Below are 17,926 nucleotides of genomic sequence, written 5' to 3' on the forward strand. Positions count from 1 at the left end.
GCTACATAATCTCTTGTCTGCGCACGGCGCTTTGGGGGCTGCATAATCTCCTGTCTGCACACGGCTGCAGGTGTGTGGGAGGGCGGATGGAGCCCCGGATACGCCCCCCAGCCCGTATGCCGCCGGGGGCAGGACCATGGCCACCATGAATGAGTTCGACCTGATTCGCCGGTATTTCGAACGGCAGCCACCGCTGCTGCGCCCTGGTGAGCAAGGCTCGCTGCTTCCCGTGACGCAAACATCGCATCTGGAAGGGCAGAGCCTGCTGCAGCTGGGAATAGGCGATGATTGTGCGCTGCTCAGGGGGCCACTGGAGGGCGCGCACCTTGCCGTATCGTCCGACATGCTGGTGGCGGGCCGCCACTTCTTTCACGATACGGATGCGGCCGCCATCGGTCACAAGGCACTGGCCGTCAATCTGTCCGATCTGGCCGCCATGGGGGCATGGCCGGTGGGCTTCACGCTGGCCCTGGCACTGCCCGAAACCGATCCACACTGGCTCGAAGGCTTTTCCCAGGGGCTGCTGACCCTGGCTTCCCGTGCGGCCTGCCCGCTGATCGGTGGCGATACCACCCGTGGCCCGCTGACGCTGTCCATCACGGTCCTGGGACAGGTGCCGCACAGCCGGGCCCTGCGGCGCGATGGCGCCCAGGCCGGTGATGACATCTGGGTCAGTGGCGAGCTGGGCGCTGCCGCTCTGGCCGTGCAGCTGCGCCGCACGCAGCCGGCGCAGACCGTCCCCATCGAAGCCCTGCAGCGCCTGAACTGGCCGTTGCCCCGCTTCGATGTGGGTCTGGCCCTGCGGGGCGTGGCCAGCGCGGCCATGGACATTTCCGACGGTCTGGCCGGTGATCTGGCCCATCTGCTGGCTGCCTCCGGGCGCCGGCAGGGGCACGCGCTGGGGGCCGTGCTGGACAGCCGCTCACTGCCGCTGGCCGCCTGCCTGCGAGAACTGCCGCCCGACGAGGCGCTGGTGCTGGCCCTGCATGGTGGTGACGATTACGAGCTGCTGTTCACCGCCTCGCCGGAACTGGCGGCCACCGTGGCCCAGCGCTGCCCCACGGCACACCGGATCGGACAGGTCACCAGCGTAAGCGGTATGCTTCTGTCTGATGCGAAGCGCCGGACCCGGCCGCTCGAGCCCCGTGGATACGACCATTTTTCGACATGAACGACAACAAGGCAGAAGACGTGACCGACCTGGTCCGTGAAGACGGCTCCTTTGGCCGCATTCGCCCCTCCTTTGAATTCATGAAGCCGCGCCTGTCGCGCTGGATTGCCTTCGGGCTGGGCAGCGGCCTGACCGGCGTGGCACCGGGCACCTTCGGCACGCTGTTTGCCTGGATCAGTTTTGCCCTGCTGGCCCCGGTCATCGGCGGCAGTGGCATGGGGGTCCTGCTGGCGGTGGGGCTGGTGCTGGGGCACTGGGCCATCGAGCGTACCGGCCGGGATGTCGGCGCCCATGACCACAGCGCCATCGTCTGGGATGAAATCGTCGCCTTCTGGCTGGTGCTCTGGATCGTTGGCGGTGATTTTTCCACCCAGCTGATGGCCTTTCTGTTGTTCCGCTTCTTCGACATCGTCAAGCCAGCCCCCATCCGCACGATCGACAGCCAGTGGCAGAATGCCACCGGCGTGCTGCTCGATGACCTGATCGCCGCGTTCTATACCGTGCTGGTCATGGCCATCTGGACCCGGCTGTTCGGCTGAGTCCCGGAGGTACAGGCGCATGCTTCAGACCTCGCAAACCCCCGAACGCTTCCCTGATGCGGAGCAGGAACGCATCGACTGGGCGCGCCTGCTGGGCCAGCGCGTGGCCGGCCTGCAGGGTGGGCTGATTGCCACGGCAGAATCCTGCACCGGCGGTCTGATCGCTGCCTCGTTCACCGAAACGGCAGGCTCCAGCGCCTGGTTCAGCCGCGGTTATGTCACCTATGCCAACCAGGCCAAGATCGACATGCTGGGTGTGGATGCCGCCACCCTGGCCGCCGGGGGCGCCGTCAGCGAGGCGGTGGCCATCCAGATGGCCCGTGGCGCGCTCCGCGGTGCCGATGTGCTGCTCTCGATGGCCGTGACCGGCATTGCCGGCCCCGATGGCGGCACGCCCGACAAGCCGGTCGGCACCGTCTGCTTCGGCTGGGGCCTGCGCTGGCCGGCCGGCACGGACGAGCCGCTGCTGCTGGCCGAAACCCGCCACTTCACCGGTGATCGCCGCGCCGTGCGCGAGCAGACGGTGCTGCATGCCCTGCAGCGGGCCTTGCAGCTTCTGGACCAGTACACGGCGGAGCATCCGGTGGTAGCGTGAGACGGATGCAGGGCACGCCCGGTGGGGCCATCCCTTCAGATCCGCATGACCGTGTTGGCAGTGTCCTGAAAACATTGAGGATTCTGTGGTCCTGTCGCCTTGTCCTTCATGCCAGAAGAGGGGTGAGGGCCAGCAAGTCCACGGCATGCTCCAGTCACCAGCTGAGGCCGGCGTGTCTTTGATCTGGAAATGCCCGGCCGCACCATGAAAAACCACACACTGCCCCCATATGACCTAGACCGGCAGGCCTAGACCATTTGGCTGTTTGTTTGTACAGTATTTTGGTGCATAATCCTTCCTGTCTGAAGTCCGTTCACTCACCGCAAACAGGTATATCCATGGACGAAAAATCCCGCGCAGACAAGGCCAAGGCGCTGTCTGCCGCACTCGCACAAATCGAAAAGCAGTTCGGCAAGGGCTCGGTCATGCGCATGGCCGATGGCGAGGTCGCGCCCGACCTCGAGGTCGTGTCCACCGGTTCGCTGGGGCTCGACATCGCCCTGGGCGTCGGCGGCCTGCCACGTGGCCGGGTGGTCGAAATCTACGGCCCCGAGTCGTCGGGCAAGACCACGCTCACGCTGCAGGTCATTGCCGAAATGCAGAAGCTCGGTGGTACCTGTGCCTTCATCGATGCCGAGCACGCGCTCGATGTCCAGTATGCGTCCAAGCTGGGCGTCAAACTGCCCGAGCTGCTCATCTCCCAGCCTGACACCGGCGAGCAGGCGCTGGAAATCTGCGACGCCCTGGTCCGCTCCGGTTCGGTCGATCTGGTCGTGGTCGACTCGGTGGCGGCGCTCACGCCCCGTGCCGAAATCGAGGGCGACATGGGCGACTCGCTGCCCGGCCTGCAGGCCCGCCTGATGAGCCAGGCACTGCGCAAGCTCACCGGCTCCATCCAGCGCACCAATACGCTGGTCATCTTCATCAACCAGATCCGGATGAAGATCGGCGTCATGTTCGGCAACCCCGAAACCACCACTGGCGGCAACGCGCTGAAGTTCTACGCCTCCGTCCGTCTGGACATCCGCCGCACCGGTTCCATCAAGAAGGGCGACGAGATCATCGGCAACGAAACCCGCGTCAAGGTGGTCAAGAACAAGGTCTCGCCCCCGTTCAAGAGCGCCGAGTTCGACATCCTCTACGGCGAGGGTACCTCGCGCGAGGGCGAAATCCTCGATCTGGGCGTCAGCCACGGCTTCGTCGAGAAAAGCGGCGCCTGGTACAGCTACAACGGTGAGCGCATCGGCCAGGGCAAGGACAATGCCCGTGAGTACCTGCGCGAAAAACCCGAGCTGGCGCTCGAAATCGAAAACCGCATCCGGGCTGCCGTCGGTGTGGCCGGTCGTGGTGGCAGCGAAGCGGCCCCGGCTGCCGAAGCGCCAGCCGAGGCACCGGCCGAGGCGGCCGCCCCTGCCGGCCGCCGCGGTCGTGCCGCCGCCGGGCGCGATGACGCCTGAACCGTTCGTGATGCCGGCAGGGGAGGGCAGCCCTCATGGCATTTGACGACCTCGAGGCGCTGGTGCGTGGCGACCAGAGCGAAGCCACCCGGCGCAGTGCCCTGAAGCGCCGGGCCATTGCCCTGCTGGCGCGGCGCGACTACAGCCGCGCCGAGCTTGCCCGCAAGCTGCTCATACCGCCCCGGCCCCGGCAGCGCCGGGGGGCACGGGGTGCGTCCCGCCGTGCCTTTGGCGCCGATGTCGCCGCAGACACGGACTTTACCCGGCATTCCTGGGAGGGAGGCGATTCCCTGCCGGAAGCAGGCTTTCCGCAGACGGCGCGGGGGCCGCGCGATGTCATGACGGACAGTGGCCCCCCCGAAGCCACACGCACGCACGTACCATCGCCCGAACTGGTCGAATCGGTGCTGGACGAACTCGAATCGCTGAAATTCCTCTCCGACCCCCGCATGGCCGAATCGCTGGTGCGCAACAACGCCGCACGCTTCGGCCGTGCCCGCCTGTCACAGGATCTGCAGCGCCGCGGGCTGGATGAATCCCTCATCGACCAGGTGCTCGAACCGCTGGCCGATGACGAGAAAAGCCGGGCCCACACCGTCTGGGAACGCCGTTTCGGCCAGCCCCCTGCCAGCCTGAAGGAACGGGCGCGCCAGTGCCGTTTTCTGCTGGGCCGCGGCTTCAGTGCCGGCGTGGTGGCCAGCGTCGTGCCACGTGTGAGCAGCCCTGCATCTGCCGGCGCCGGAGAGGATGGGGCAGATGGTGATATCGACGATTTTTTCCGTAGCCGGCGCATGCCACGGATTTGAGACTTCTGCGGCCCCGCCGTCTTGTCCTGGGGCACGTGCGGGGGCAAATGGCAGACGGGGCGCTGGTGACCGAAACGCTGCCTGCCCAGGGGCTGCACGGGGGCAAATGAGCCCATGACATCCTCTAAGGGTTTACCCCTAAACCCGCATCATGCCTGCCAAAAGGGACCGTTTCATGGCCGGTTGATCAGGGGCGCTGTGATAGCATTTCCGCAGCATATGTGACCCAACCGAGATCACCATGAAAATCCACGAGTATCAAGGCAAAGAAATCCTGAAGCGCTATGGTGTGCCGGTGCCACGGGGTATCCCATGCTTCAATGTCGAAGAAGCGGTCAAGGCTGCGGAGCAGCTTGGCGGTCCGGTCTGGGTGGTCAAGGCACAGATCCATGCCGGCGGCCGCGGCAAGGGCGGTGGCGTCAAGCTGGCACGCTCGCTGGACGAAGTGCGCCAGCACGCCACGTCCATTCTCGGCATGCAGCTGGTGACGCACCAGACCGGCCCCGAAGGACAGAAGGTTCGCCGCCTCCTCATCGAAGATGGCGCCGACATCAAAAAGGAACTCTACATCGGTGTCGTGCTCGACCGCCAGTCGCAGAAAATCTGCGTCATGGCCTCCAGTGAAGGCGGCATGGACATCGAGGAAGTGGCCGCCAAAACCCCGGAAAAAATCCACAAGGTCTTTTGCGACGTGCAGGCCGGCCTGACCGCTGCCGAAGCGGATGATCTCGCCACCAAAATCGGCATTCCCGCCGCCAGCCTGCCCAAGGCGCGCGAAGCGCTGCTGGGCCTGTACAAGGCCTTCTTCGAAACCGACGCCTCGCTGGCCGAAATCAACCCGCTGATCCTCACCGGCAGTGGTGATGTGATTGCGCTGGACGCCAAGTTCAACTTCGATTCCAACGCCCTGTTCCGCCATCCGGACATCGTCGAGATGCGTGACCTCGACGAGGAAGATTCGTCCGAAGTCGAAGCCTCGAAATTCGACCTCGCCTACATCCAGCTCGACGGCAACATCGGCTGCCTGGTCAACGGTGCCGGTCTGGCCATGGCCACCATGGACACCATCAAGCTGTTCGGTGGTGAACCGGCCAACTTCCTCGATGTCGGGGGCGGTGCCACGGCCGAGAAGGTCACCGAAGCCTTCAAGCTGATGCTGAAGAACAAGGGCGTCAAGGCCATTCTGGTCAACATCTTCGGGGGCATCATGCGCTGCGACACCATCGCTGCCGGTGTCATTGCCGCCAGCAAGGCCGTCAACCTGGGTGTGCCGCTGGTCGTCCGCATGAAGGGCACCAACGAAGAGCTGGGCAAACAGATGCTGGCCGAGTCCGGCCTGCCCATCATCTCGGCCGACACCATGGCCGACGCAGCCCGCAAGGTCGTCGACGCCGCCGCCGGTAAATAAACACAGCCCAGAAATTCGAGGACAATCGCAATGTCGATTCTGATCAACAAGGACACCAAGGTCATCACCCAGGGCATCACGGGCAAGACCGGTCAGTTCCACACGCGCATGTGCCGGGACTACGCCAACGGCAAGAACTGCTTCGTGGCCGGTGTCAATCCCAAGCGTGCCGGCGAAGACTTTGAAGGCATTCCCATCTACGCCTCCGTCAAGGAGGCCAAGGCCGAAACCGGTGCCACCGTCTCCGTCATCTACGTGCCGCCCGCCGGCGCTGCCGATGCCATCTGGGAGGCCGTCGATGCCGATCTGGACCTGGTGATCTGCATCACCGAAGGCATCCCCGTTCGCGACATGATGGTCGTGCGTGACAAGATGCGCCGCTCGGGCAAGAAAACCCTGCTGCTGGGGCCGAACTGCCCGGGTCTGATCACCCCCGACGAAATCAAGATCGGCATCATGCCCGGTCACATCCACCGCAAGGGCCGCATCGGTGTCGTGTCGCGTTCCGGCACGCTGACCTATGAGGCCGTGGCACAGGTGTCCGACCTCGGGCTGGGCCAGTCCAGCGCCGTCGGCATCGGGGGCGACCCGATCAACGGCCTGAAGCACATCGACGTGCTGCAGATGTTCAACGACGATCCCGACACCGACGCCGTCATCATGATCGGCGAAATCGGCGGACCGGACGAAGTGAACGCTGCCCGCTGGGCCAAGGACAACATGAAGAAACCGGTGGTTGGCTTCATCGCCGGCGTCACCGCGCCTCCGGGCAAACGCATGGGCCACGCCGGTGCGCTGATCTCGGGCGGTGCCGACACGGCCGATGCCAAGCTGGAAGTGATGGAAGCCTGCGGCATCCGCACCACCCGTGACCCGTCCGAAATGGGCCGTCTGCTCAAGAAAGTGCTGGGCTGAACCTGTCCCGCCTGCCGGGCGGGTCAGACATCCCCCAAACCCTGCCGAAGCTTCCTTCCGGAAGCACCTCGGCAGGGTTTTTTGTTTCCGTCGGGCACCTTGCTGCCCATGCCCGGCGCTTCCTTTACCGCGCCTTGCACCGTGCTGCCACAGCGCTTGTGGTCATGGTCCAGCGCATCCTGCTGCACCCCAGGCAGCACGGTCGTACCGCCTGCAGCCCCCTTCACCCACCACTCACCGTATCCAGCCAGCCGTCTGGATGCGGCCCGTTCCGCATCACCCGCCGCGTACCGACAATGGGCGCGCCAGGGAAGGGATGCACACCACGATGCGCCGGAAGGCGGGGTCACCGCTGGTTGTGGACCGTGTCATCCGTGTTCCCGGTTTGGACACAACCTGCTGGTCAGGGGAACGGGATGAGTGCTGATCATCAGGACGGCGCGCACGACGCACAGGAATTCGGACAACTGTCCCTGTCGGTGGCAGGCAGCCCGCTAAAAATCCACAAGGTCTTTTGCGACGTGCAGGCCGGCCTGACCGCTGCCGAAGCGGATGATCTCGCCACCAAAATCGGCATTCCCGCCGCCAGCCTGCCCAAGGCGCGCGAAGCGCTGCTGGGCCTGTACAAGGCCTTCTTCGAAACCGACGCCTCGCTGGCCGAAATCAACCCGCTGATCCTCACCGGCAGTGGTGATGTGATTGCGCTGGACGCCAAGTTCAACTTCGACTCCAACGCCCTGTTCCGCCATCCGGACATCGTCGAGATGCGTGACCTCGACGAGGAAGATCCGTCCGAAGTCGAAGCCTCGAAATTCGACCTCGCCTACATCCAGCTCGACGGCAACATCGGCTGCCTGGTCAACGGTGCCGGTCTGGCCATGGCCACCATGGACACCATCAAGCTGTTCGGTGGTGAACCGGCCAACTTCCTCGATGTCGGGGGCGGTGCCACGGCCGAGAAGGTCACCGAAGCCTTCAAGCTGATGCTGAAGAACAAGGGCGTCAAGGCCATTCTGGTCAACATCTTCGGGGGCATCATGCGCTGCGACACCATCGCTGCCGGTGTCATTGCCGCCAGCAAGGCCGTCAACCTGGGCGTGCCGCTGGTCGTCCGCATGAAGGGCACCAACGAAGAGCTGGGCAAACAGATGCTGGCCGAGTCCGGCCTGCCCATCATCTCGGCCGACACCATGGCCGACGCAGCCCGCAAGGTCGTCGACGCCGCCGCCGGTAAATAAACACAGCCCAGAAATTCGAGGACAATCGCAATGTCGATTCTGATCAACAAGGACACCAAGGTCATCACCCAGGGCATCACGGGCAAGACCGGTCAGTTCCACACGCGCATGTGCCGGGACTACGCCAACGGCAAGAACTGCTTCGTGGCCGGTGTCAATCCCAAGCGTGCCGGCGAAGACTTTGAAGGCATTCCCATCTACGCCTCCGTCAAGGAGGCCAAGGCCGAAACCGGTGCCACCGTCTCCGTCATCTACGTGCCGCCCGCCGGCGCTGCCGATGCCATCTGGGAGGCCGTCGATGCCGATCTGGACCTGGTGATCTGCATCACCGAAGGCATCCCCGTTCGCGACATGATGGTCGTGCGTGACAAGATGCGCCGCTCGGGCAAGAAAACCCTGCTGCTGGGGCCGAACTGCCCGGGTCTGATCACCCCCGACGAAATCAAGATCGGCATCATGCCCGGTCACATCCACCGCAAGGGCCGCATCGGTGTCGTGTCGCGTTCCGGCACGCTGACCTATGAGGCCGTGGCACAGGTGTCCGACCTCGGGCTGGGCCAGTCCAGCGCCGTCGGCATCGGGGGCGACCCGATCAACGGCCTGAAGCACATCGACGTGCTGCAGATGTTCAACGACGATCCCGACACCGACGCCGTCATCATGATCGGCGAAATCGGCGGACCGGACGAAGTGAACGCTGCCCGCTGGGCCAAGGACAACATGAAGAAACCGGTGGTTGGCTTCATCGCCGGCGTCACCGCGCCTCCGGGCAAACGCATGGGCCACGCCGGTGCGCTGATCTCGGGCGGTGCCGACACGGCCGATGCCAAGCTGGAAGTGATGGAAGCCTGCGGCATCCGCACCACCCGTGACCCGTCCGAAATGGGCCGTCTGCTCAAGAAAGTGCTGGGCTGAACCTGTCCCGCCTGCCGGGCGGGCCAGACATCCCCCAAACCCTGCCGAAGCTTCCTTCCGGAAGCACCTCGGCAGGGTTTTTTGTTTCCGTCGGGCACCTTGCTGCCCATGCCCGGCGCTTCCTTTACCGCGCCTTGCACCGTGCTGCCACAGCGCTTGTGGTCATGGTCCAGCGCATCCTGCTGCACCCCAGGCAGCACGGTCGTACCGCCTGCAGCCCCCTTCACCCACCACTCACCGTATCCAGCCAGCCGTCTGGATGCGGCCCGTTCCGCATCACCCGCCGCGTACCGACAATGGGCGCGCCAGGGAAGGGATGCACACCTACGATGCGCTGTCAGGCAGAGCCACTGCCTGCTGCATGACCGTGTCATCCGTATTCCCGGCTTGGACACAACCTGCTGGTCAGGGGAACGGGATGAGTGCTGATCATCAGGACGGCGCGCACGACGCACAGGAATTCGGACAACTGTCCCTGTCGGTGGCAGGCAGCCCGCTGCGTACCTACTGGCTCACGCTGTCGCGTACCACCATTGGCCGCCGGGCCACCAATACCCTCGTGCTGGACGACCTCACCGTCTCCGGCGAACACGCCGTGCTGCTGGTGGGGCTGCAGGACGTGGTCATCCAGGACCTCGGCAGCCGCAATGGCACGCTGCTCAATGGCCGTCCCGTCGCCCGGGCCCTGCTGTCCGATGGCGATTGCATCGACATCGGCATCTATCGGCTGGTCTACAGCCAGCATCGTACCGTCAATCTCGCGAATGAAGGGCAGGGCGCCGGTACGCCGCAGCAGGCGGTGGCGACGCCCTTTCCCCAGCTTTCCCTGGGCGCCCCGGGGCTGCTCCAGCGCCTGACACCCGACCTCTTCAGGCCGGAGGGTGCTGCACCCCGTCAGGAATCGGAGGGTGCTGCACCCCATCAGGAGCCGGATGGGGCTGCAGCATCAGGCGCCTCTTCGATACCGGGGAATACTGCATTGCCTGGTGATGCCATGGTGCCGGGCGCTCCTGCCCCAGGGGCCGATACGGGCTCCTCCCTCCATCCGCATGCGCCGTCTGGTTCGGGCGCATCCGGCACCTTCAGCGGCTTCGGCCCTGACATGAGCTTCGGCCTTGACAGGACTTCGGGCGCCCCGGCCGGCTTCACCGAAGGCTTCAGCCGGGTGCCACACCTGCCGCCCACGCCCCTTGGCCCCTCGCTCCTGGCACCCACAGCCTTGGGCTCCTCTCATCCTGGATCCTCGCTGTCTTCGCCGCTGGGGCCTTCGACCCTGCCGCCCGCACCACCCCCGATGCCACGCGTGCGGCCGGCGCTCAACAACGGTGCCGGACACCGGGGCGCCTCGCTGCGCTTTCTGGGCGGGCACGATGCCGGCCGGCTGCTGGTCATCGACCGCCCCATCGTCAGCATCCGGAACGGGGTGGGGCAGGTGGCCGTGGTCAGCTGCCGGGAAGGTGGCTTCTTCCTTACGCATGTGGAAGGGCAGGCCTATCCGCTGGTCAACGGTGAATCCATCGGTCTCGGTGCCCACCCGTTGCGCAATCATGACCTCATCGAGCTGAACGGCACCATCATCCAGTTCAGCCAGTGCACCCCGGGCGCGGCATGAACCGCGTCGCCCAGTACGTCCACGCCCTGCTGCGCTCGTTCCGGCTGTGGACGGCGATGCTGGGCGTTCTCGTCACCGGCGTGGCCATCATGGTGCTGCTGGGCCATGTATCGCTGCCCGGCATGCACACCTTCGACCGCCTCGCCCATGACCAGCGGCTGCGCTGGCTGCCCACCGTCTTCGAGCCGCGGGTGCTGGTCGTCGACATCGATGAAAAGAGCCTGCAGGAACAGGGGCGCTGGACCTGGCCCCGCCGGACCCTGGCACGGCTGGTCGAACGCATCGTCGATGAAGGTCATGCCCGGGTCCTGGGCTTCGACATCGTCTTTGCCGAACCCGATCCGGAAGATGACGGCGTGCTCGCCCGGGCCATCCAGGGACGACCGGTGGTCCTTGGCTATTACTTCTCCCGCCATGCCGGCGCCCACCGGATCGGCCATCTGCCCGGTGCCGTCTTCGAGGGGAACCTGTTCGATGGCACCCTGCTGCCGCAGTGGGATGGCTTTGGCGCCAATCTCGACCGGCTGGGAGAGGCCGCCCGCAGCAGCGGCTTCTACAATGCCCAGCTCGACAGGGACGGTGTGGTCCGTTCCGTGCCCGTGCTCACCCTGTTCAACGGCCAGATGTACGAGTCGCTGGCACTGGCCATCCTGCGCGTGTACGAAGACAATCCGCCCATCACGCTGAATGGGCATGTCCTGTCGCTGTCCGGCCAGACGCGCCTGACGCTGGCCCCCGACCTCACGGCACGCGTGCCCTTTGCCGGGGGCGCCGGGCCGCATGCCGGCCGCTTCGAATACGTCTCGGCCACCGATGTCATCGAGGGACGGGTCGATCCGGCCCGCTTCCGTGACCGCATCGTGCTGGTGGGGGCCTCGGCACCCGGTATCGGCGACCGTCACACCACACCGGTCAGCATCAACACACCGGGTGTCGAGGTGCAGGCCACGCTGATTGCCGGCGCCCTGAACGGTCACATGCCCTATGTTCCCTGGCATGCCGCCTACACCATGGCCGCCATTACGCTGGTGCTGGTGGGGCTGGCGGCGCTGTGGATGCCCCGGCTGGGGGCACTGGGCATCATGCTGCTGGGCGCGGGGGTGGTGCTGGCCCTGCTGCTGGTCAATGCGCTGCTCTTTACCCTGCAGGGCTGGGTGCTGCCGGTGGCGGCGCCGGTGGTGGCGGTGGCTGTCATCGCGGTGATCAATCTGGCGGCCGGACATCTGGTCGAGAGCAAGGCGCGCCGGGACGTGGTCGAACTCTTCGGGCAGTATGTCTCGCCCAAGCTGGTACAGCGCATGGCCCGCAACCCCGACGCCTACCCCATCGAAAGCCAGAACAAGCGGATCACCATCCTGTTTGCCGACATCCGGGGCTTCACCCGCATGGCCGAATCGATGGATTCGCAGGTGCTGCGCGAATACCTGAACACCTTCCTGACCCGGATGACCGAAGTCATCCACGCCTACCATGGCACGGTCGACAAATACATCGGCGACGCCATCATGGCCTTCTGGGGCGCGCCGGTGGATGACCACGAGCAGGAAGATCATGCCGTCGTGGCCGCCATTGCCATGCAGGATGCCGTGGCCGAACTCAACCGCGACTTCGCCCGCCGCGGCTGGCCCGAGCTGCACATCGGCATCGGCATCAACTCCGGTACCGCCCGGGTGGGGGACATGGGCTCGCAGATCCGCCGCACCTACACCGCCATTGGTGATGCCGTGAACCTTGCCGCCCGCCTCGAAGCCCTGACCAAACACTTCGGTCTGCCGGTGCTGCTGGGCGAAATGACGGCCCGCCAGGTCATCTGCGTGGAGCTGGTTCCGCTGGGCGAGGCGGAGGTGCCGGGCAGGACGGAACGGGTGCGTGTATTTTGTCCGAGACGCTATGTCAACAGGGCGTCGCCGGAGGCCGGGACAATGCTTTAATTCGGTTCATGCGCTTCCAGATCCTCGGCTGCAGCGGTGGACTCGGTGGCTCGCCGAGAACGGCGGGCCAGGCAGGAAAACCGTTTCGCACATCCTCCTTCCTGCTGGACCAGGACATCCTCATCGACGCCGGTACCGGTGTCGAGGATCTCCCGGTGGATGAGCTGCGCCGTATCGATCACGTCTTTATCTCTCATTCGCATCTCGACCATATTTGCGCACTGCCGCTGATGCTCGACACCGTCGGCAGCAGTCGCGAGCGCCCCGTCACGGTCCATGCGCTGCCCGAGACCATCCACGCACTGAAGGCGCACATCTTCAACTGGGTCATCTGGCCCGACTTCACCGAAATCCCGCACTTCGATCACCCCTGGATGGTCTACAGCCCGCTGCAGGTCGACAACCCCGTAACCATCGGTGGCCGAACCATCCGTCCCATCGGGGCCAACCACACCGTGCCGGCGCTGGGCTTTCACATCAGCTGCGAGCAGGGCAGCCTCGTCTATTCCGGTGATACGCTGCCCAACGATGCATTCTGGCGTACCGTCAACGGCATTGCCGATCTGCGCTATCTCATTCTGGAAACCGCCTTTGCCAACCGGGAGCGGGATCTGGCCGTCACGGCCAAGCATCTGCACCCCATCCAGCTGGCCGAGGAGCTGAACCGGATGCGTGTCGATCCCCAGCTCTGCATCACTCACCTCAAACCCTCCGACCGGGAACAGATCGCCCGCGAGATCGAAGCGTGGGCAGGGCGTTTCCAGCCGCGCATCCTGCAGACCGGGGACGTGCTCGACATCGACTGAGGTGGGGAGCAACGCAGGGCGGCAAATCCATGGCACGTGCCATTCCCCCGCTCTCCGGCCGGAGCTGGCACCTGTGGGGGCTCTGCCATCCGGCCGGCGCGGGCACCAGCGGGGGCGCTGCCTGTATCAGGTCTGTTTGTATCAGGTCCGTTGTCAGCACCGGGTCAACAATGGGTCAGCACTGGGGCGGAGTCTGCGCGGGGATGAATGATTCCACGACGTACCCTGTTGTCTTCCCGCCATCGGCCCGGACCGGCAACAGCCGCCCGTGCCGGCCGTTCATCCGCTGCCCCCTCAAAGATCGGCACGCTGCGCGCTAGCCTTGAAGCCATCGAGGATTCTGCGGCCCGGCCGCCTTGCCCTGCATGCCCAGGGGGACGAATGAATCCATGACATGCGCCACCTCTGCCCACGGAACGAGGATTCGACCCCGATGCAGCCGCAAAGCCCTTCATCGTCTGCCATGCCTTTCGCACCCGCGGCACCGGCCACATCGGCCGATGCTGCCTCCGGCACCGGCACCGGCACCGGCACCGGCACCGGCATTGGCACCGGCGCTTCGGCCGATGTTTTCCCTTCGGGGGTACCTGCAGCCGGTTCGCTTCCGTCCGTAGCCGCAACGGCTGTTGCGCCGATGGGGGGGCGCCCCGAGGCGGGCATCATCGATACCCGCTGGGTCGGCACCGGCGTGGTCATGTCGGACAGCATGCGTGCCGATACCGGCAACAACCCGTTCGTCACCTCGCCCCAGCCGCTGCCGGATGTGGATCCGGCCGCGCAGCCCTGGATCGATACCCAGATCGGTGGTCTGTCGCCGCTGGAGGAAGACGACACGGACGGGCAGGGGATGGACCCATTCACGGCCTCGCCCGCTTCCCGGGGGGGACGCACTTCCCGCGCCTCGCGTGCGCCCTGGATTGCAGGGGCGTCCTTGGGGGCGGGAGATTCCATGGCGGGGAACATGCCCATGGGCGCTGGCATGTCCATGGTACCGGGGCCTTCAATGTCATCGGAGCCTGCCGGTTTCGTGGGTGACGATACCCGCTGGCAGCCACCCCGGCGCACCGGTGGCGTGGTGTCTGGGGTTGCGTCCACCAGCGATGATGCCGGTGCCGGCGTGAGTGCTGGTGCAGGAGCTGCGGCTGGTGCCGGGGCGGGAACTGGTGCTGGCGATGGGGTTGGCATCGGGGTTGGCATCGGGGCCGGAGGCGCCGGCCCCCGCCGCCAGAAACTTCCCTGGCGCGACAGCTGGCGGGGGCAGGCCCTGCGCGCCCGTTTCGTCGCGGCCGGATGCCATCTGAGCCTGTCGGTGCTGATCGCCTGCCTGGTGCTGGTGCTGGTGTATGCCTTCTGGTATGCCGGGCCGCTGGCGGCTGTGGCCGGGGTGGGCACCATTCTCGTGCTGCTGCTGGCGGTGGATGTCAGCCTTGGGCCGATCATGACGTTTCTGGTCTTCGACCGCCGCAAGAAGAGCCTGCCGGCCGATCTGGCGCTGATAGGCGTCATGCAGCTGGCAGCCCTGGGCTATGGCCTGCACACGGTGGAGGCAGGGCGGCCGCATTATCTGGTGTTCGTGAAGGACCGCTTCGAGGCTGTGTCGAAGGCCGACCTGCAGGCCGAAGACCTGCAGAAGGCTGCCGGTAATCCCGCTGCCGCAACGGCGCTGCTGGGACCGGTCTGGGCAGCCGCCAAACCGCCTGCCGACGAAAAGGCCCGTCAGGACGTGCTGATGGAATCGGCCCTCGGCGGCCGCGACCTGCAGCATTTTCCGCAGTGGTACGAGTCGCTGGACAACCAGCGGGACGGTGTGAAAAACCGCGCCCTCGACCTCGACACGCTGCGCAGGCTGAATTCGGACGGCCTGACCGTGCTGGATGAGGCCATCCGCGACAGCGGCCTGTCACAGGCGCAGATCGGCTATCTGCCGCTCAAGGGCGAGGAAAGCGATGCCAGCGTGCTGGTCTCGCGCGAAGATGGCCACGTGATCACCATCCTGCCGCTCAAGCCCTGGTAACGTTCAGCGGGACATCTCATCTGCCACTCAGGCCCTGGTAACACCTGCAGGGAAAACCTGCCGGCGCATCAACCTGTATCTGGCACGGGGGATGGCACCCGGCCTGCTGTTTCCTGATCCTGCCATCTGAAGCCGTATCCTGGCTGGATGGGGCTGTTCCGGGGGGCCATCCGGGCAGCGCGCTGTTTTCTCTGGCTGCCACCAGCGTTTGTGCCGCTATCCGCGCCCGGCCGCCGCCACCAGCGCCCGCGCCGCCGCTCCCACATCGCCCTGCCCGAACAGGGATCCGATCACGGCAGCGGCATCGGCCCCGGCTGCCAGTACCGTGCCGATATTGCCTGCATCGATCCCCCCGATGCCCACCAGCGGCAGTCCCAGTTGCAATGCGCGCACCTGACCGAACAGGTCCAGCGATGCCCGCCGCGCCAGCGGCTTGGTCCCCGAGGCAAACAGCGCTCCGAACGCCAGATAATCGGCCACCGGCGCCAGTGCCTGCGCCCGCGCCACACTGGCATAGCACGACACGCCGATCAGTGCTTCCGGCCCCAGCGCCCGGCGGGCTTCGGCAATGTCGCCATCGTCCTCGCCCAGATGCACGGCCCCGATGCCCAGGGCCGCGGCCAGCGGCCAGTCATCGTTGACGATCAGCAGTGCATCGTGCTGCGCACACAGGGCCTTCAGCGCCTGCAGCTGCTCGCGCCGTTGCGTCGCCGGGGCGTGCTTCTGCCGGTACTGCATGATCCTGATGCCGGCCTCCAGCGCTGCCGCCACATCCTGCAGCAGCCGGGCCGTGTCGGGCTGCTCGGCCGTGATGCCATACACACCATGGATGCGCGCACGCAGCGGGGAAGGGGGGAATGAAGGGGCAGTGGTCACTGGATTTTCCGGAATGGGGAGTACGTGGGGAATGAACGCATCTTAGCCTGTATCAACATACATCGCACCCACTGCATCCAGGCATTCACCCGTCCACACCAGACAGCGCGAAATCCACACCGTCAACCACTGGTCCGGCACCATGGCGGGCTCGTCGGAGATGGGGCGCGGCCCGTGACATTCTTCCCTTTAATAGCCGGAAGTGACCGATGAGCCGTCCGCCATGGGTCTGTGAACTGTACTTGAGGGCAGGAAATGAACGGCAGCAACAGTATCGCCGGCTTGACGGTGATGGTGATCGACGACAGCAACACCATCCGTCGCAGTGCGGAGATCTTTCTGAAACAGGCCGGCTGCGTGGTGGTGCTGGCCGAGAATGGTTTCGATGCACTGGCCAAATTGTCCGATCACGGGCCGGACATCGTCTTCTGCGATGTGCTGATGCCGCGTCTGGACGGCTACCAGACATGCGCACTCATCAAAAAGAGCCCGCGCTTTCGCAATACCCCGGTCATCATGCTCTCGAGCAAGGACGGTCTGTTCGACCGGGCCCGTGGCCGCCTGGTCGGTTCGGAAGAATATCTGACCAAACCGTTCACGAAGGACAGCCTGCTCAAATGCGTGCAGGAGCACAGCCGCCGTTCCGAACCGGAGCTGGTCACGGCAACCATGCCCCAGTGAGGGCAGGGGGGAGAAGACAGCATGAACGCGCTGACTGCACGCAAGATTCTGATCGTTGACGATTCGCCCACCGAGCGCTTTTTCCTGGCCTCGGTGCTGGTGAAGGAAGGTTATGAGGTCATCACGGCCGAGAATGGTGATGAGGCGCTCGAAAAGGTCCAGGCAGAACGTCCGTCGGTGGTGATCATGGACGTGGTCATGCCCGGCAGGAGTGGCTTCCAGGCCACCCGCGCCATTGCCCGGGACCCTGCCATGAAGGATGTGCACGTCATCCTGTGTACCAGCAAGAACGCCGAGAGCGACCGGATCTGGGGCCTGCGCCAGGGCGCACGCGACTACATCGTCAAGCCGGTGGAGCCGGACGTGCTGCTCTCGAAGATCTCCAGCCTGGCCATGGAGGAGCAGTGACATGAGCGTGACCGAAGCCGTGGGCCATGCCCAGCATGCCGCGCAGACGGCCGGTACGGCTGCACCGCAGTCTGCCGCGGGCAGTTCCGCCTCATCCTCGCATCTGGCCCTGATGGTGGGTGAGGACCGCTATCTGGTCGATCTGGCCGAGGCCGGCGAGATCGTGCCGGTGCCACCGTCGTCGATCCAGCAGGTGCCGCTGACCCGCGACTGGTTCCTCGGTGTGGTGAACGTGCGCGGTGCGCTCTTCACGGTGGTCGATCTGGCCCGTTTCATGGGTGGCAGCTTCACGCCACTCTCCAAGGAGTCGCGCCTGCTGACGATGTCGCCGGCCCTGGCCTTCAATGCCACGCTGGTCGTGACCCGCATGCTCGGCCTGCGCAACAGCGCCACCATGACGCCGCTCGACGAAAAGCCCGCCCTCGACAAGCCGTGGCTGACCGAGCTTTACCGCGACGGTGAAGGGCAGATCTGGCGCCGCCTGAATCTTTCCAAACTGGTTGCAGCTTCTGCCTTCCTGATGGTGGGCCGCTGACAAGAACAAGGATAGGGGA

16 protein-coding genes and 1 pseudogene are annotated in these 17,926 nt (G+C 65.4%); 16 read left to right on the forward strand and 1 reads right to left on the reverse strand.

Annotated features, from left to right (window positions below; genetic code table 11):
• Nucleotides 1–145 precede the first annotated feature (145 nt).
• From thiL to tfpZ, 13 genes and pseudogenes are all read left to right on the forward strand, one after another.
• Nucleotides 146–1,171 (forward strand): thiamine-phosphate kinase, encoded by a 1,026-nt coding sequence (gene thiL, locus EHV23_RS13050; RefSeq protein ID WP_125096449.1) that lies wholly within the window; start codon nt 146–148, stop codon nt 1,169–1,171.
• Nucleotides 1,168–1,710: a phosphatidylglycerophosphatase A family protein gene (locus EHV23_RS13055; RefSeq protein WP_125096450.1), complete on the forward strand. Its 543-nt coding sequence runs from the start codon at nt 1,168–1,170 to the stop codon at nt 1,708–1,710. Before thiL ends, EHV23_RS13055 begins: the two co-directional genes overlap by 4 nt.
• A gap of 19 nt (nt 1,711–1,729) precedes the next feature.
• The gene (locus EHV23_RS13060) at nt 1,730–2,305 is read left to right on the forward strand and encodes a CinA family protein (RefSeq protein WP_125096451.1); all 576 of its coding nucleotides are present in this window, start codon (nt 1,730–1,732) and stop codon (nt 2,303–2,305) included.
• A 338-nt stretch (nt 2,306–2,643) separates the two neighbouring features.
• Nucleotides 2,644–3,762, forward strand: a complete 1,119-nt coding sequence (gene recA, locus EHV23_RS13065) for a recombinase RecA (RefSeq protein ID WP_125096452.1) — start codon at nt 2,644–2,646, stop codon at nt 3,760–3,762.
• Between the two features lie 35 nt (nt 3,763–3,797).
• Nucleotides 3,798–4,568 carry a regulatory protein RecX gene (locus EHV23_RS13070; protein WP_125096453.1) on the forward strand — a complete coding sequence of 257 codons (771 nt, stop codon included), beginning with the start codon at nt 3,798–3,800 and terminating at the stop codon, nt 4,566–4,568.
• Between the two features lie 241 nt (nt 4,569–4,809).
• A complete protein-coding gene (gene sucC / locus EHV23_RS13075) occupies nt 4,810–5,976 on the forward strand; it encodes an ADP-forming succinate--CoA ligase subunit beta (protein ID WP_125096454.1) in 1,167 nt (388 codons plus the stop codon).
• Nucleotides 5,977–6,006: 30 nt separating this feature from the next.
• The gene (gene sucD / locus EHV23_RS13080; RefSeq protein ID WP_125096455.1) at nt 6,007–6,891 is read left to right on the forward strand and encodes a succinate--CoA ligase subunit alpha; all 885 of its coding nucleotides are present in this window, start codon (nt 6,007–6,009) and stop codon (nt 6,889–6,891) included.
• Nucleotides 6,892–7,373: 482 nt separating this feature from the next.
• Nucleotides 7,374–8,129, forward strand: a pseudogene (locus tag EHV23_RS13085) (succinate--CoA ligase subunit beta); the annotation flags it as partial.
• Between the two features lie 30 nt (nt 8,130–8,159).
• Nucleotides 8,160–9,044: a succinate--CoA ligase subunit alpha gene (sucD, locus tag EHV23_RS13090; RefSeq protein WP_125096455.1), complete on the forward strand. Its 885-nt coding sequence runs from the start codon at nt 8,160–8,162 to the stop codon at nt 9,042–9,044.
• 418 nt (nt 9,045–9,462) lie between these two features.
• Nucleotides 9,463–10,656, forward strand: coding sequence for an FHA domain-containing protein (locus tag EHV23_RS13095; RefSeq protein WP_158615976.1), 1,194 nt, complete (start codon nt 9,463–9,465; stop codon nt 10,654–10,656).
• Nucleotides 10,653–12,587: a CHASE2 domain-containing protein gene (locus EHV23_RS13100; RefSeq protein WP_125096457.1), complete on the forward strand. Its 1,935-nt coding sequence runs from the start codon at nt 10,653–10,655 to the stop codon at nt 12,585–12,587. Before EHV23_RS13095 ends, EHV23_RS13100 begins: the two co-directional genes overlap by 4 nt.
• A gap of 8 nt (nt 12,588–12,595) precedes the next feature.
• Nucleotides 12,596–13,393, forward strand: coding sequence for a 3',5'-cyclic-nucleotide phosphodiesterase (locus EHV23_RS13105; protein ID WP_238990455.1), 798 nt, complete (start codon nt 12,596–12,598; stop codon nt 13,391–13,393).
• 463 nt (nt 13,394–13,856) lie between these two features.
• Nucleotides 13,857–15,407: a TfpX/TfpZ family type IV pilin accessory protein gene (gene tfpZ / locus EHV23_RS15340; RefSeq protein WP_158615977.1), complete on the forward strand. Its 1,551-nt coding sequence runs from the start codon at nt 13,857–13,859 to the stop codon at nt 15,405–15,407.
• A gap of 216 nt (nt 15,408–15,623) precedes the next feature.
• Here the strand turns inward: tfpZ and thiE are convergent, their stop codons facing one another.
• Nucleotides 15,624–16,283 carry a thiamine phosphate synthase gene (thiE, locus tag EHV23_RS13120; RefSeq protein ID WP_238990456.1) on the reverse strand — a complete coding sequence of 220 codons (660 nt, stop codon included), beginning with the start codon at nt 16,281–16,283 and terminating at the stop codon, nt 15,624–15,626.
• A 255-nt stretch (nt 16,284–16,538) separates the two neighbouring features.
• On the opposite strand from thiE, the gene EHV23_RS13125 reads away from it, so the two are divergent.
• The 3 genes from EHV23_RS13125 to EHV23_RS13135 are packed head-to-tail and all read left to right on the forward strand — an operon-like array spanning nt 16,539 to nt 17,907.
• A complete protein-coding gene (locus EHV23_RS13125; protein ID WP_125096460.1) occupies nt 16,539–16,964 on the forward strand; it encodes a response regulator in 426 nt (141 codons plus the stop codon).
• A 30-nt stretch (nt 16,965–16,994) separates the two neighbouring features.
• Nucleotides 16,995–17,372 (forward strand): response regulator, encoded by a 378-nt coding sequence (locus EHV23_RS13130; RefSeq protein ID WP_125096876.1) that lies wholly within the window; start codon nt 16,995–16,997, stop codon nt 17,370–17,372.
• A 1-nt stretch (nt 17,373) separates the two neighbouring features.
• A complete protein-coding gene (locus EHV23_RS13135; RefSeq protein ID WP_125096461.1) occupies nt 17,374–17,907 on the forward strand; it encodes a chemotaxis protein CheW in 534 nt (177 codons plus the stop codon).
• Nucleotides 17,908–17,926: the final 19 nt, after the last annotated feature.

It is taken from the genome of Lautropia dentalis (assembly GCF_003892345.1).
GTDB lineage: Bacteria > Pseudomonadota > Gammaproteobacteria > Burkholderiales > Burkholderiaceae_E > Lautropia > Lautropia dentalis.